Annotated in this window: 12 protein-coding genes; 2 read left to right on the plus strand and 10 right to left on the minus strand. The window is 70.2% G+C overall.

Translation table 11 applies throughout. The features are described 5' to 3' along the window. Window positions 1-4: 4 nt before the first annotated feature. From AC1MED_RS08680 to AC1MED_RS08715, 8 genes are read right to left on the minus strand one after another with little or no spacing between them, the layout of a single operon-like run. Window positions 5-760 carry an SRPBCC family protein gene (locus AC1MED_RS08680; protein ID WP_479782982.1) on the minus strand — a complete coding sequence of 252 codons (756 nt, stop codon included), beginning with the start codon at window positions 758-760 and terminating at the stop codon, window positions 5-7. Next, window positions 760-2055, minus strand: coding sequence for a vWA domain-containing protein (locus tag AC1MED_RS08685; RefSeq protein ID WP_479782983.1), 1296 nt, complete (start codon window positions 2053-2055; stop codon window positions 760-762). The genes AC1MED_RS08680 and AC1MED_RS08685 overlap by 1 nt, the downstream gene beginning before the upstream one ends. Further along, the gene (locus tag AC1MED_RS08690; RefSeq protein WP_479782985.1) at window positions 2048-2971 is read right to left on the minus strand and encodes an AAA family ATPase; all 924 of its coding nucleotides are present in this window, start codon (window positions 2969-2971) and stop codon (window positions 2048-2050) included. Before AC1MED_RS08690 ends, AC1MED_RS08685 begins: the two co-directional genes overlap by 8 nt. Next, window positions 2968-3597 (minus strand): nucleotidyltransferase family protein, encoded by a 630-nt coding sequence (locus tag AC1MED_RS08695; RefSeq protein ID WP_479782986.1) that lies wholly within the window; start codon window positions 3595-3597, stop codon window positions 2968-2970. Before AC1MED_RS08695 ends, AC1MED_RS08690 begins: the two co-directional genes overlap by 4 nt. Beyond that, window positions 3581-4531: an XdhC family protein gene (locus AC1MED_RS08700; RefSeq protein ID WP_479782987.1), complete on the minus strand. Its 951-nt coding sequence runs from the start codon at window positions 4529-4531 to the stop codon at window positions 3581-3583. Before AC1MED_RS08700 ends, AC1MED_RS08695 begins: the two co-directional genes overlap by 17 nt. Window position 4532: 1 nt before the next feature. Then, window positions 4533-6926 carry an aerobic carbon-monoxide dehydrogenase large subunit gene (locus AC1MED_RS08705; protein WP_479780040.1) on the minus strand — a complete coding sequence of 798 codons (2394 nt, stop codon included), beginning with the start codon at window positions 6924-6926 and terminating at the stop codon, window positions 4533-4535. After that, on the minus strand, window positions 6923-7486 hold the full coding sequence (locus tag AC1MED_RS08710; protein WP_346958186.1) for a (2Fe-2S)-binding protein: 564 nt from the start codon (window positions 7484-7486) through the stop codon (window positions 6923-6925). Before AC1MED_RS08710 ends, AC1MED_RS08705 begins: the two co-directional genes overlap by 4 nt. A 5-nt stretch (window positions 7487-7491) precedes the next feature. Then, on the minus strand, window positions 7492-8382 hold the full coding sequence (locus AC1MED_RS08715) for an FAD binding domain-containing protein (protein WP_479782989.1): 891 nt from the start codon (window positions 8380-8382) through the stop codon (window positions 7492-7494). 119 nt (window positions 8383-8501) lie between these two features. Here AC1MED_RS08715 and AC1MED_RS08720 point away from each other — a divergent pair, with 119 nt between their 5' ends. Continuing rightward, window positions 8502-9482: a LysR family transcriptional regulator gene (locus AC1MED_RS08720; protein WP_479786623.1), complete on the plus strand. Its 981-nt coding sequence runs from the start codon at window positions 8502-8504 to the stop codon at window positions 9480-9482. A 120-nt stretch (window positions 9483-9602) separates the two neighbouring features. Further along, on the plus strand, window positions 9603-9920 hold the full coding sequence (locus AC1MED_RS08725; protein ID WP_479782990.1) for a DUF6457 domain-containing protein: 318 nt from the start codon (window positions 9603-9605) through the stop codon (window positions 9918-9920). Between the two features lie 87 nt (window positions 9921-10007). Here the strand turns inward: AC1MED_RS08725 and AC1MED_RS08730 are convergent, their stop codons facing one another. Beyond that, window positions 10008-12365, minus strand: coding sequence for an FdhF/YdeP family oxidoreductase (locus tag AC1MED_RS08730; protein WP_346958183.1), 2358 nt, complete (start codon window positions 12363-12365; stop codon window positions 10008-10010). 336 nt (window positions 12366-12701) lie between these two features. Then, entirely contained in the window at window positions 12702-14477 is a 1776-nt protein-coding gene (locus AC1MED_RS08735) for a long-chain-fatty-acid--CoA ligase (protein ID WP_479782991.1), read from the minus strand. Window positions 14478-14514: the final 37 nt, after the last annotated feature.

A 14514-nucleotide genomic window follows, 5' to 3' on the forward strand; every position in this document is an offset into this window, starting at 1 on the left:
GCTCCTAAAGCCGTCCGCAGAGCCGGAGCATCCGGAACGCCGACCGGCGTCCGGCCCAGTAAGCCAGGCAGGCGACCGCCGCGAGCAGGCCGAGGGCCTTGCCGGGGCTGGAGAGCTGGTCGGCGGCGATGCCCTTGGCGAGGCTGAAGGCGTCCAAGCTGCCCGACGGCGGCGCGGGCGGCGCGGTCGGCGCGGGCGGCGCCGTCGGCGTGGGCGGCGTTCCGGGGCCCGCAGGGGAGGGGGCGGCCGGCGCGTGGGCGGCGGTCGGCACCTGTTCGGCCGCCGCCGGGGCCGCGGCGGCGGTTGCCGGCTCCTGCTCGGCCAGCATGGTCTGCAGGTTGCCGGCGAAGAGCCCCATCATCTGTTCGGTGACGCTGCCGATCACGCTCTTGCCCATGGCCGCGGCCTTGCCGGAGAGCGCCAGATCGGCACTGACTGTCCCGTGCGTTGTGGTCCCCTCTTCGGTCAGCGCCAGTGTCACCGTAGCTTCGGCGGTGCCCTGGCCCCGGGTTTCCTGTGCCTTGCCGCCGAGCACGGCCCGGTGCTCGGCGGCGTTCCGCTCCAGGACATTGAGCAGGCCCCGGTACTGCATGTTTACCGGACCCAGCTTCACGGTCATACCCACCTGGTAGGCGTCATCGGAGAGCTTGTTCAGGATCTGGGCGCCAGGGAGGCAGCCTGCCACCCGTTCAAAATCCATCAGGGTGTCCCAGACCTTGCCGATCGGTGCCACCACCGCGAAACTGCTGTCTATCTGCATTAGCTGCTCCCTTGATTTGCGATCCCTTGACTTCCACCTGTGTGTCCTCCGGGTGCGGAGGGGCCATCGCCGCGGATGGCGGCCGCCACCTCCGCCAGCGCCGTGTAGCTGTGCCCGCTGACGAAGGCGTCGCAGTAGGGCAACGCGGCGGCAATCCCGCCCGCCAGCGGCTGATACTGCGGCGCTGCTTTCCGCGGGTTCACCCAGACCACCCGGTGCGCGAGCCTGCGCAGCCGGGCCATCTGGGTCGCGACCTGCTCCGGATCCTCCTGCGCCCAGCCGTCGGAGAAGACCACCACCACGGCGCCCCGGGCGAGTCCGCGGCGGCCGTGTTCGTCCAAGAACCGGCGGAGACTCTCGGCGAGCCGGGTGCCGCTGGCCCAGTCCGGTGCGGTCGCGGCGGCTTGCGCCAGGGCCAGGTCCGGGTCGCGGTGGGCCAGCTGCCGGGTCAGGCGTGTCAGCCGGGTGGAGAACACAAAGGCTTCCGCTCCGGCGGTGGCGACGGCGCCCTGCAGCAGGGCCAGGAAGATCCGGGAGTACGGCTCCATCGATCCGGAAACGTCGCACAGCAGCACCAGCTTGCGCCTCAGCCGGCGGCGCCGGGCGTACAGGAGACGGGGGGAGTCGGCGCCGGAGCGGCGGGCGGCCCGCACGGTGGCCCTGATGTCCAGGCGTGCGCTGCTGTGCGGGGATTTGCGAGTGCGCCGGCTCAGGCGCTCGGGTGTGGCCAGCAGGATCCTGGCAGCCAGCCGGCGGATCTCCGCGGCTTCCACGTCGGACAGAGCGGCAAAGTCCATCCCGTGCAGGTGCTCTTCCGTGGACGCCATCGCCAGGACGGCCTCCCGCACGGACTCCGGCCGGTTGCCGGCGTCGTCGCTGCCGGCGGTCAGCGCGGGCGGCCGTAGGGCGGTGCTGCCGGGCTCGGCGGGGCGGCCGCTCTGCTTGGCGGGCCGGGTGCGCGACCCGTCCGCGGGCGGCGGCGGAGCCGGGACAGGGACGGGTTCCCCGGCGCGGCGTTCCAGCGAGGCGGCGGGATCGAAACCGCCCTGGAACACGGCGCCGAAGACGGCGTCGAAGACCGGCAACTGCTCGTGGCCCGAGACAAGCACTATCCGCAGCGCCCAGTAGAGCCGCTCCAGGTCGGTGGGCGGGACCAGCGCGAGCGCCTCAGCCAGCCGGGCGGCCCGGTCCGGCGAGCAGGAAAGGCCGGCGCCGCGCAGGGCCGTGATGAAGGCCGCGGCCAGGGCGGCGGCCTCGACGGTTGGCGAAGAGGGCGGAGGCGCCGATTCAGTCATCGGTGCCGCCCACCAGCCAGGCCGCGCCACGGGAGCCCACCAGCTCCAGGTCGTCGCGGTTCTTCACGATCGAACCCCAGGTCTGTTCCGCCGTCGCGGCGTCGATCCGCTCAATGCCGAGCACCGCGAGCGCGGAGACCCAGTCGATGGCCTCGGAGATCCCGGGCGGCTTGGCCAGGTCGAGGGTCCGCAGCCGGGTGATCACCGCGGCGGCCTGCAGCGCCAGCGGGCCGCTGCTGGCGGGCACCCGGCGGCGCACAATCTCGGCGATCCGGGCCGGCCCGGGATAATCGATCCAGTGGTAGAGGCAGCGCCGGGTCAGCGCGTCGTGCAGGTCCCGGGTGCGGTTGGAGGTCAGCACGACGATCGGAGGATGCGTGGCGCGGATGGTGCCCAGTTCCGGGATGGTGACCGAGGCCTCGGCGAGCAGCTCAAAGGTGAACGCCTCAAACTCGGCGTCGGCCCGGTCGATCTCGTCCAGCAGCAGCACGGCCGGCCGCGGTCCCGGGTGTTCGATGGCCTGCAGCAGCGGCCGGCGCAGCAGGTACTGGGGGCCGAACAGCTCGGCCTCGCTGACGTCGGCGTCGCGGGCTTCGGCCAGCCGGATCCCCAGCAGCTGGCGCTGGTGGTTCCACTCGTAAAGCGCTTCGCCGGCGTCGATCCCCTCGTAGCACTGCAGCCGGTACAGCGGGGTGTCCAGCAGCTCCGCCAGTGTCTTGGCGGCCTCGGTTTTGCCCACTCCGGCCTCGCCCTCGAGCAGGATAGGCTGCGGCAGCCGCACCGCGAGGAACAGGGCGGTGGCGAGCCCGATGTCGGCCAGATAGTCGTGTTTGTCCAGGGCCGCCATCAGCGAGGCCACGTCCGGGATCCTCCGCCGCACCTCTTCCTCCGCCCCGGTCCGGGCCGCCGTGTTCACCCTGCCCCCTGCAGCTCGGCCAGCACCCGCCGGTAGTCCTCCTCGGTGTCGACGTCGAGAGGGACGTTGCCCGGCGTCGGGACCTCGACGACGTCCGCCGCCCGCTGCTCCAGCAGCTTCCACACCGCCTTGTCCCCGTGCAGCGACGCCAGGTCGGGCAGCAGCCGCCGGCTGAACGCGAGAGGATGGCCGGGGCCGTCGTCGTAGCGGCACACCGCCGCCCCGGGACCGTCCGGCCCGGCCAGCGCCCGCAGCAACGGGGCCACACTCTCGGACCGGATGCCCGGCTGGTCACCCAGCAGCAGCACTACCGCTTCGGTGTCCGGCCGCAGCACCGCCATCGCCGCGGCGATCGACGACGAGCATCCCTGGCCGTAGTCCGGGTTGAGCGCCACCTCGCAGCCCGTGGTGTCCACGGCGCCGAGGACCTCCCGGGCCGATCCGCCCAGCGCCAGCACGGTCTGCGCAAACCCGCAGCGCCGGGCCGTCGCGAGCACAGCGTCCAGCAGCACGCCGTCGCCGTAGGGCAGCAGCTGTTTGGGCCGGCCCAGGCGCTTGGACGCCCCGGCCGCCAGGATGACAGCCGCGGTGACGGCATTGGAGGGGAATTCACATGCTGGGGGCATAGCGCTCCGGATCCTTGCGGAAGGCGGCGCGGCAGCCGGGGGAGCAGAAGTACACGGTAGCGCCGTTATGCTCGAGCTGCAGCGAGGATTCGGCCACCGGCACGGACATCCCGCACACGGGGTCCACCGCGGTCTCCGGCTGCGGCGCGGACGGCGCCGGAACCCCGCCGGCCCGCGCGCTGTTCTGCGCGCCGTTCTGAGCGCCGGCCCGTGCCGCGGACCGCTCCTGGACCAGCTGGGCGAGGATGGAGAGCGCGATTTCAGCCGGGGTGCGGGCGCCCAGCTGCAGGCCCGCCGGGGTGAACACCCGGGCGCGCAGCGCGTCGTCGACGTCGAGCGAGTCCAGTACGACGGCGCCGCGCGATTCGCTGGCCACCAGCGCCACGTAGGGCACGCCGGCCCGCAGGGCGGCTTCGAGGGCACCCTCCTCGGCCTTGCCGTGCGAGGCAACGACCAGGGCGGCGTCGTCCGGGCGGGGTTCGGCGGCCCCGCCGTCGGCGAGCTCGACGTCGAAACCCACCCCGGACCCCAGCGCGGCGAGGGCCTGCGCCACCGGCGTCGTCCCCACGACCACAACCCGCGGCGCGGGCAGGCGCGGCTGCAGGAAGATTTCGATCGCGCCGCCGCTCAGGCACGGGTTGGACACCTCGACGGCGCCCTCCTGGGCGCGGCGGGACGGTTCCCCGGGCAGCACCCGCAGCAGCAGGGGTTCCCCGGAGGTCAGCACCTGCAGGCCGTACTCCCGGACCGAGGATTCGACGCAGTTCCCGCCGACGAAGCCCTGGATGTCGCCGCCGGGCAGCACCAGGGCGGTGTCCCCGGCGCGCGCGCTGGTGGGATGCTGGGCGCGGACCACCGTGGCGTGCACGAACGGCTCGCGGCGGGCGGCGAGCTCGCCGGCCCGGGCGGCAAGGGATTCTGCGGCGGTGGTCATCTCAGATCGGTGGCCTTGCCCGGCCCTGCATGGCCGCCCAGACCCTGGCCGGTGTGCACGGCATGTCCATGTGGGTAACCCCGAACGGCGCCAGCGCGTCAACCACCGCGTTCACGATCGCCGGCGGGGAGCCGACCGTGGCGGACTCACCGATCCCTTTGGCGCCGATCGGGTGGTGCGGGGAGGGCGTGACCGTGAAGCCGGTCTCCCAGTCCGGGACTTCCATGGCCGTGGGGATCAGGTAGTCCATAAAGGAGCCGCCCAGGTTGTTGCCGTCCGCGTCGAACTCGATGATCTCCATCAGGGCCATCCCGACGCCGTCGGTCAGCCCGCCGTGGACCTGGCCCTCGATGATCATCGGGTTGATCCGGGTCCCGCAGTCGTCCACCGCGATGAAGCGCCGCACCTTGACGTGGCCGGTGCCGGGGTCAACGTCGACGACGCAGATGTAGGCGCCGAAGGGGAAGGTCAGGTTGGGCGGGTCGTAAGTGACTTCCGCGTCGAGGTTCCCGTCGACGCCTTCGGGCAGCGTCATGGTCCCGTGGGCGGCCATCGCGATGTCCTCGATGGTCTTCCCCGCGCTGGGGTCGCCCTTGACGAACCAGCGGCCCTTTTCCCATTCCAGGTCCTCCGGGCGGGTCTCCAGCATGGCCGCGGCAATCAGCTTCGCCTTTTCCCGCACCTTGCGCGCCACGAGCGCCACGGCGCCGCCGCTGACCGGCGTCGAGCGGCTCCCGTAGGTGCCCAGGCCGAACGGCGTCTGGTCCGTGTCGCCGTGGACGACGTCGATGTTCTCCGGCGGGATGCCGAGTTCCTCCGCAACGATCTGGGCGAAAGTGGTTTCGTGGCCCTGCCCCTGGCTTTGCACCGACAGCCGCACGACGGCCTTGCCGGTGGGGTGCACCCGCAGTTCGGCGCCGTCGGCCATGCCCAGGCCGACGATGTCGAAGTGCTTTCGGGGCCCGGCGCCGACGACTTCGGTGAAGAAGGAGATTCCGATGCCCATCAGCTCGCCCCTGGCGCGCTTCTCCTTTTGTTCGCGCCGCAGGTCCTCGTAGCCGGCCAGCTGCATGGACAGCCGCATGGCCGCCTCGTAGTTGCCCGAGTCGTAGACCCAGCCGGTTTTGTTGGCGTAGGGGAACTGTTCGGGCTTGATGAAGTTCTTCAGCCGCAGCTCCGCGGGGTCCATCTCCAGCTTCCGGGCCAGAATGTCCACCATCCGCTCCACCAGGTACACGGCCTCGGTGACGCGGAAGGAGCAGGCGTAGGCCACCCCGCCGGGCGCCTTGTTGGTGTAGACGCCGGTCACCTTGCAGTAGGCGGCCTGCAGGTCGTAGCTGCCGGTGAAAATGGAGAAGAAACCGGCAGGGTTCTTGGTGGGCTGGGCGGTGGCGTTGAACGCGCCATGGTCGGCCAGCACGTCGGTGCGCAGCGCCAGGATCTTCCCGTCCTTCGTCGCGGCGATCTCGCCCTTCATGATGTAGTCGCGGGCGAAGGAGGTGGACATCAGGTTCTCGGAGCGGTCCTCCATCCACTTGACCGGCTTGCCGGTGACGATGGAACCGACGACGGCCAGGATGTAGCCCGGGTAGATGCCGACCTTGTTACCGAAGCCGCCGCCGATGTCCGGGGAGACGATCCGGATCTTGTGCTCCGGGATGCCGGCCACGATCGCGAAGAGGGTCCGGTGCGCGTGCGGGGCCTGGGTGGTCTCGTAGAGCGTGAGCTTGCCGTCTATGGGGTCGAAATCGGCGACGGCGCCGCAGGTCTCCATCGGGGCCGGGTGCACCCGCGGGTACACCATCTCCTGGCTGACCACGACGTCGGCGCCCGCGAACACCGCATCCGTCTCCGCCGCGCTGCCCATTTCCCAGTCGAAGATCTTGTTGTCCGTCCGGCCCTCGATTTCGTCCCGGATGAGGGGCGCGTCGGCGTCGAGGGCCCTGCGCGCGTCGACCAGCGGCGGCAGCACGTCGTATTCGACGTCGATCAGTTCCAGCGCGTCGCGGGCGGCGTAGCGGTCCTCGGCCACGACGAACGCGACCTCCTGCCCCTGGAACCGGACCTTGTCCGTGACCAGCACCGCCTGCACGTCGGCGGAGAGTGTCGGCGCCCAGGCCAGCTTGAGGCCCTCCAGGTCCTTGCCGGTGATGACGGCGAGGACCTTGGGGTGCGCCAGGGCGTTGGTGGTGTCGATCGACACCAGACGGGCGTGCGCCACCGGGGCGCGCAGGATCGCGCCGTGCAGCATGCCGGGCAGCACCAGGTCGTCGAGGTAGTGGCCCTTGCCGCGGACGAAGCGGGGATCCTCCTTGCGCTGGATGCGGCCGTAACCGATCGGCCGGTCCGCGTCGCCGGCGGCGGGGTTGCTCTCCCGCTCGTGGATGACAGTCATGCCTTCACCTCTGCGTCCTGGGTTTCCGTGGCGACGTCCGCCACCACGGTGTCGGTCCCGTCGAGGACTTCGTCGGCTCCCTCGGCCCCGCCGGCGGCGGACGCCGGATGGGCGGCGGCCCACTGCACCGAGCGGACGATTGTCGCGTAGCCGGTGCACCGGCAGATCTGCCCGGAGATGGCCTGCCGGATCTCGCCGTCGTCCGGGTGCGGGTTCTTGTCCAGCAGGGCCCGGGCGGTGAGCATCATGCCCGGCGTGCAGAAACCGCACTGCAGCCCGTGTTCCTCCATGAAACCCTGCTGCACCGGGTCAAGCGTGGCCCCGGTGGCGAGTCCCTCGACGGTGCGGATGTCGTGCCCGGCGGCCATCGCCGCGAGGACGGTGCAGGACTTTACCGGCTGGCCGTCCATCAGGACCACGCAGGTCCCGCAGTTGCTGGTGTCGCAGCCCCAGTGGGTGCCGGTCAGCCCCAGCACCTCGCGGAGGTAGTGGACCAGGAGCACCCGCGGCTCAATTTCGCTGCTGACTTCGTTGCCGTTCACGGTCATGCTGATCTGCATGCGCTTCAGCCTTCCTGCGTCTGGGCGGCTGTCCGGGCGGCGCGGGCGCAGGCCTGCCGCAGGACCCGCCGGGTGAGTTCGTCGGCGAGGTGCCGTTTGTAGTCGACCGGTCCGCGCTGGTCCGCTACCGGGTCGCAGGCTGCGGCGGCCAGCCGCCCGGCGTCGGCGAACAGTTCCTCGGAGGGGTGCTTGCCGCGCAGTGCCGCGGCGGCTTCCGCGACGGTGTGGTCCAGGCCCAGGGCGGTCAGCCCGACGGCGGCGTCGGCAATGCGGCCGTCCTCCTCGAGCGTCACCGCCGCGCCAGCGGCCCCCACGGCCCAGTCGCCCACGCGCCGCTCCACCTTCTCGTACGCGCTGGACGAGCGGGGCCGGATCGGCAGGCGGACCTCGCACAGCAGTTCGTCCTGGCCGACGGCGGTCTGGTACGGGCCGCGGTGGAAGTCGCGCATCGCCAGCGTGCGCTCGCCGCCGGGGCCGCGGATCACGGCCTGGGCACCGAGGACGTCGCACACCGTGGAGAGGTCTTCGGCCGGGTCGGCCTGGCAGAGTGAGCCGCCGATGGTCCCGCGGTTGCGAACCACCGGGTCGGCGATCACCTGTTCGGCGTCCCGGACAATCGGGAACAGCCCGGCGATCTCCTCCGATTCCAGCAGCGTGCTGTGGCGGGTCAGGGCGCCGATGCGCAATTCCCCGCCGTCGCGCAGGATGAAGTCCAGTTCGAAGAGGTCGTTGATGTCGATCAGCCATTCGGGCCGCGAGAGCCGGAGCTTCATCATCGGAAGCAGGCTGTGGCCGCCGGCGACGACCCGGGACTCAGGTCCGTGGCGTGCCAGAAGCTCGAGCGCGTTCTCCACCGTGGTGGCCCGAACGTAGTCGAATGGAGCCGGAATCTGCATGGTCCCACCTCACTCCAAGGCGCGGGCAACGTCGCCCGGCGCCGATTTAACGCAAGTGTTGCCCCGCCCCGGCGGGGGTGTCAACATCGTCATAAGCGAAAGGTTATGAAGCCGTGCCGATGACGTTGAGCCAGTTGCGGACGTTCGCGCTGGTGGCGCGCCTGGGCTCCCTCCATGCGGCCGCGGCTACCCTGGGCGTCAGCGAACCCGCGGTGTCCGCGGCCTTGGCGGCGCTCCGGCAGGACCTGGGCGATCCCTTGTTTACGCGGGCTGCCGGCGGGATCACCCTGACGCCCGGCGGCCGGGCCCTGGCGGACTATGCGCAGGACATTGTCGGGCTCGCGGACCAGGCCCGCTGGGAGGTCGGTAACGCCAAGAACGACGCCGGGCGGCTCAAGATCGCCGCCACCGCGCCGTTTGCCGAGCACGCGGCCGGCCGGCTGCTGGACCTGTTCACCAAACGCGTCCCCGGCGCCTCGGTGGACGTGGTCGCCGAAGCCGCCGAGGATCTGGCCGGGCTTCTGCTGGAGCGGGCCTACGACATTGCCCTTGGCGCCCGGCCGCCGGCGCCTGCGGGTGTCCCGGCCGCCGAATCCGGCCTGGAATCGGTCCCTTTCCTGCGCTACCAGCGGGTCTTTGTTGCGGCCGCGGCCGACCCCCTTGGCCGGCTGCACGGCCCGATCGCCATCCGGCGCCTGCTGGGCCGGCCGTGGTTCGCCGGGCCGGCGGGAATCCTGCCGGGTTCGGAGGAGGGCCGCTGGCTCGCGTCGCTAGACGTGGCGCCGGAAATCATTCGGCTCAGCAGCGAGACAGAGGCCCTTGCTGCCGTGCGGGCAGGGGAGGGGACCATGCTGGCCCTGGCGCACATCGTCCGGGCCGAGGTCCACCGCGGCGCGCTGGTGCGGCTGCCCGTGGCCGGAACCCCGGTCGCCGGCCTGTGGTGGGCCAGCACGCTGGGCCAGCACAGGACCACGACCATGGCCCACACCCTGCAGCGGTTCGTCGGCACTGCCGATGCCACGGCGGCGATGGTCGCCCACGGCGGTTCACGAGGGCTGGAGCGCCGCGGCTCAAAGTTCCACGTCGCCCTGTGGAGCTGACCCGGCTGGCCGCAGGTTATTGGCGGGGTTCCTTGTGTCGCGTTGCACATTGGCCGGAATCGGTGCTACCCCTTGAGGGATAGCCGATCCACCGAAGCACCCGACGATGAGGAGTAGCACATGACTTTGCCCCGAGACGAAGACAGCTCGCTGCGGCACTGGAGCGCCCGCTTGATCCAGGCCCTGCAGATCCTGGACCTGGAAGTGGACCACGAGAAAATCGTCCAGGTGGCCGACGAATCCCTGAAGGCCGTCGGACCGCACGCCGATGCCATCAGCGCGTTCATCGTCGGCTACGCCGCCGGAACGGCGTCCACCAACGGCCGCAAGAGCACCGACGAAGCGGTGCACGCCGCGTCGAACAAGGTCCTCGAACTGTGCGAACACGGCGAGGCCGGCGGCCCGGACGAAAAGGGCTGGGCCAAGCGCGCCCAGTAGCACCCGGAAGGCACCACCGCCGGTCAGCAGGAAGGCCGCGTCCCCGTTGGGGGCGCGGCCTTCCTGTGTCCGGTTTGGCGCGGTGGTTTAGGCCGGCAACGTGACTCCCGGGGCTGCATGGAGCCGGGCCGGGCTGTCCGGAGACTGGTCCAGGCTGGGCTCAAGCCGGACAATCACGGCCTTGGAGATCGGGGTGTTGCTGCCCTCGGCCGTGTGGTTCAGCGGCACCAGCACGTTGGCCTCCGGATAGTAGGCGGCCGCGCAGCCGCGCGCCGTCGGGTAGGAGACCACGCGGAACTTGCGCAGCACGCGCTCGACGCCGTCCTGGTACTCGCCGTGGATGTCCACGAAGAGTCCGTCCGCGAGGCCCAGTTCGGTGAGGTCGTCCGGATTCACGAACACCACGTGGCGGCCCTTCTTGATGCCCCGGTAGCGGTCGTTGTGGCCGTAGATGGTGGTGTTGAACTGGTCGTGCGAGCGCATGCTCTGCAGGATCAGGGTGCCTTCCGGACGCTCCACGTGTTCGAGCTCGTTCACGGTGAGCACGGCCTTGCCAGTCGGCGTCGGGAAAGTCCGGGAATCACGCGGACCGTTTTCGAGGATGAAGCCGCCTTCCTGGCGGATCCGTGTGTTGTAGTCCTTGCAGCCGCCCACAACCCGTGAGATGTGGTCCCGGATCAGGTCGTAGTTCTTCTCGTAGCCGTCCCAGTCGGCCCTGATCTTGTCGCCCACGAGGGCCTTGCCCAGGCGGCTCAGGATGGCGGGTTCGGAGAGCAAGTGGTGCGACACGGGCTCCACGCTGCCCCATGAGGGGTGCACCGCGCAGACGGTGTCTTCCACCGAGACGAACTGCTCGCCGGATTCCTGGATGTCGATCTCGGACCGGCCCATGGTCGGCAGGATCAGGGCCTCCGCGCCGGTGACCACATGGGAGCGGTTCAGTTTGGTGGAGACCTGGATGGACATTTCGGTCCCCGCCACGGCCGCCTCCGCGGCGTTGGTGTCCGAGATGGCGCCGACGAAGTTGCCTCCGACGGCCATGAACACCTTAATCTCGCCTTCCTGCATCCTGTTGATCGTCTCGACCGCGTCCACGCCGTGCTCGCGGGGCGGTTCGAAGTCGAACTCCTCGCCGAGGGCTTCCATAAAGGACTGCGGCATCTGTTCCCAGATGCCCATGGTGCGGTCGCCCTGCACGTTGCTGTGCCCGCGGATCGGCGACGCGCCCGCGCCGGGCTTGCCCATGTTGCCGCGCAGCAGGAGCAGGTTGATGATCTCCTTGATGGTTGCCACGCCCTTTTTCTGCTGCGTGATACCCATGGCCCAGGTGATGATGACCTTGTCGGCCTTCAAGTAACGGGCGGCAAGCTCGTCGATCTCCTCCGTGCGCAGCCCGGTCGCTTCCAGCACCGCGGCCTCGTCCAGCAGGGCCAGGTGCTCCTTGAGCTCCTCGAGGCCTTCGCAGTGCTCGGCAAGGAAGTCGTGGTCCAGCACGGTGCCGGGGTTTTTGGCCTCGGCGTCGAGCACGCGCTTGGAGACGGCCTGCAGCAGCGCCATGTCCCCGCCGATCCGGATGTGCAGGAACTGGTCGGCGATCGGGGTGCCGCGGCCGATGATGCCCTTGACCTTCTGCGGGTTCTTGTACCGGTGCAGGCCCGCCTCCGGGAGCGGGTTGACGGCGACAATTTCGCCGCCGTTCTCCTTGCAGTTTTCCAGTTCGGTGAGCATCCGCGGATGGTTGGTGCCGGGATTCTGGCCCATGATGATGATCAGGTCGGCATCCGCGTAGTCGTCGAAATTGACGGTTGCCTTGCCGATGCCGATGGTCTGGCCCATGGCCCAACCGGAGGACTCGTGGCACATGTTGGAGCAGTCCGGCAGGTTGTTGGTGCCGTAGCCGCGGACCAGCAGTTGGTAGAGGAAGGCGGCCTCGTTGGAGGTGCGCCCGCTGGTGTAGAACGACGCCTCGTCGGGGGATGCGAGGCCCTTGAGCTTGTCCGTGATGATCCGGATCGCGTCATCCCAGCTGACCGGCTTGTAGTGGTCCTCGCCGGCGGGCTTGTAGACCGGCTCGGTCAGCCGGCCCTGCATGCCCAGCCAGTAATCCGAGTGGTTGCGGAGCTCACTCACGGAGTGCTCCGCCCAGAACTCGGACGCGATGACCACCGGCGTCGCTTCCCAGGTGACGGCCTTGGCACCGTTCTCGCAGAACTCGAAGGCTTTCCGGTGGTGCGGGTCCGGCCAGGCGCAGCTGGGGCAGTCGAAACCGTCCTTCTGGTTCATCGACATGACAGTCTTGCGCGTGCGGTTCAGCCCCATCTGCTCGATGGCAGGCTTCATGGAGTGGTAGACGCCCGGGACGCCGGCGGCCCAGTGCTTCGGCCCGTCGCCGACCTCCAGGTCTTTTTCGTTCGTTTCTTCAACGTGCGGAGTCTTACGAGTCACGACAACTTCCCTTCTGCAGTCGCCGCCGGTAACCCGGCGGCGGGCACAACTACCTCTAGGCACCCTACCTGTCCTCTTATGACAGGCCTATCAGCTTGCCCGGAGCGCCGCAAGCAAAAGGACGGCGCCGACGGCGGGCGGCGATCCAGATTTTCCCAAGGTCCGTCCCGCATCCTTGCACCACCATCAACTTCTTCAGGCGGAGGCCCGTCACCGGACCGCCGCCGTCCCGCCGCGGAACAACAGCCAGGGCCGCGTCCCGGAAGCATGTGATGGGACCGCTGGCTGCCGGGTTCCCAGCGACCCGGCAGCCGGCCCTGCCACCGTCAGCGCAGGTCAGCGGCCGGCAGCGTCGTCCCGGCGGCCGGCCACCAGCATGTCCCGGATCTCCCGGCGCAGCACCTTCCCGATCAGCGAGCGCGGCAGCACGTCCATCACCACCACGCGGCGGGGGACCTTGTAGGCCGCCAGCTCCCGGCGCGCAAACGCCAGCAGGGCCGCCGGGTCGACGGTGCTTCCCGGGGCCGCCACGACCGCCGCGACGACGTCCTCCCCGCCGCCGGGCCGGGGGAGCCCCACCACCGAGACCTCGGCGATGCCGGGGTATCCGGCCAGGACGTCCTCCACCTCGGTGGGCGAGACGTTGAAGCCGCCGGTGATGATCAGTTCCTTGATCCGGTCCCGGATCGTGACGAAGTAGTCCTTGTCCACCGAGACAATGTCGCCGGTACGGAACCAGCCGCCCTCCAGCAGGGCCTCCTCGGTCTCCTTCGGCCGGTTCCAGTAGCCGGTAAAGACCTGCGGCCCGCGGATCAGCAGCTCGCCCGCTTCGCCCGGGGCGCGGTCGATCCGGACGTTCTGCGGATCCACCACGCGGATGTCGGTCAGCGGGAACGGGACGCCCACCGTGCCAGGTTTGCGGCTGGGGCCAAACGGGTTGCCCACGGAGATGGGGGAGGTTTCGGTCAGGCCGTAACCCTCGATCAGGTAGCCTCCGGTGGCCTTCTCCCAGGTCTCCACAGTCGCGGCCGGCAGGTTCATGGCCCCGGAAATGGAGAAGCGGATGCCCTTGAGGCTGATGCCCTGCCGGGCCGCCGCGGCAGCGATCCGGTCATAGATCGGCGGCACCGCGGGGAGGAAGGTCGCGGGGGACTTCCGGTACGCCTTGAGCACCAGGTCGACGTCGAACTTGGGAAAGAGCACCAGCCGGGCGCCGATGCTCAGCGCGAAGGTCATGCACAGGGTCAGGCCGTAGGCGTGGAACATGGGCAGCACCGCGTACACGGTTTCGCTCCCGTCCTTGAGCCCTGGAACCCAGGCGCGGCCCTGCGCGGCGTTTGCCTGCAGGTTCGCGTGCGTCAGCATGGCACCCTTGGGCTCGCCGGTGGTGCCGCTCGTGTACTGCAGCACCGCCAGGTCTTCCGGGGCGGGCCGCGGGTGGCGCTTCTTCAGTTCCCCGGCGTCGAGGAGGTCCCGCCAGGGCAGCACGGTGCGCTGCACCCCACCACGGGTCCGGGGCGCGGGCTTGCCGGCGGCGAGCGCGGCCCGCGCCTTGCGGGCCGCCGGAAGCGGCAGCCGCAGCGCGAGCCGTTTGCCCAGCGGCATCGCCGCGGTCAGATCCACCGACACAACGCTGCGCAGCCCGACGTCGTCCGGCAGCTGCAGCACCCGATCCACTGCCTTGTCCCAGACGACGGCGACTGTGGCGCCGTGGTCCTCGAACTGGTGGCGCAGCTCCCGGTCCGTGTAGAGCGGGTTGTGTTCCACCACAACCGCGCCCAGGCGCAGCGCGGCGTGGAAGGCAACCAGGTGCTGCGGGCAGTTCGGGAGGACCAGTGCCACCCGGTCGCCGCGCTTCACACCAAGTTTCTTCAGTCCGGCAGCCGCCCGGCTGATCAGGGCCCCGAGTTCCCGGTAGCTGGTCCGGGCGCCGAAGAATTCCAGCGCCGGCTTGGCGCCGAAGCGCCGGACGGAGGAATCCATCAGGTCCACGAGGGAGCCCGCGGGCAGCTTGAGGTCGGCGGGGACTCCCGGACTGTAGTGCCTGGTCCAGGGACGGTCCGCCCAGGGGAGACCTGAAACCGGGGCGCCGCGGGAAGATCTCTTGTTCATGCCGTTGTCCTTGCCACTGGGAATAGCGGAGCCGGTT

The organism is Arthrobacter sp. BI5, from assembly GCF_056680065.1.

What these genes read in the sequence shown, in the direction of transcription:
- AC1MED_RS08685 (WP_479782983.1), bottom strand. Translation starts at nt 2,055, where the DNA reads ATGACTGAATCGGCGCCTCCGCCCTCTTCGCCAACCGTCGAGGCCGCC.
- AC1MED_RS08705 (WP_479780040.1), bottom strand. Translation starts at nt 6,926, where the DNA reads ATGACTGTCATCCACGAGCGGGAGAGCAACCCCGCCGCCGGCGACGCG.
- AC1MED_RS08695 (WP_479782986.1), bottom strand. Translation starts at nt 3,597, where the DNA reads ATGCCCCCAGCATGTGAATTCCCCTCCAATGCCGTCACCGCGGCTGTC.
- AC1MED_RS08680 (WP_479782982.1), bottom strand. Translation starts at nt 760, where the DNA reads ATGCAGATAGACAGCAGTTTCGCGGTGGTGGCACCGATCGGCAAGGTC.
- AC1MED_RS08710 (WP_346958186.1), bottom strand. Translation starts at nt 7,486, where the DNA reads ATGCAGATCAGCATGACCGTGAACGGCAACGAAGTCAGCAGCGAAATT.
- AC1MED_RS08700 (WP_479782987.1), bottom strand. Translation starts at nt 4,531, where the DNA reads ATGACCACCGCCGCAGAATCCCTTGCCGCCCGGGCCGGCGAGCTCGCC.
- AC1MED_RS08720 (WP_479786623.1), top strand. Translation starts at nt 8,502, where the DNA reads ATGACGTTGAGCCAGTTGCGGACGTTCGCGCTGGTGGCGCGCCTGGGC.
- AC1MED_RS08725 (WP_479782990.1), top strand. Translation starts at nt 9,603, where the DNA reads ATGACTTTGCCCCGAGACGAAGACAGCTCGCTGCGGCACTGGAGCGCC.
- AC1MED_RS08735 (WP_479782991.1), bottom strand. Translation starts at nt 14,477, where the DNA reads ATGAACAAGAGATCTTCCCGCGGCGCCCCGGTTTCAGGTCTCCCCTGG.
- AC1MED_RS08715 (WP_479782989.1), bottom strand. Translation starts at nt 8,382, where the DNA reads ATGCAGATTCCGGCTCCATTCGACTACGTTCGGGCCACCACGGTGGAG.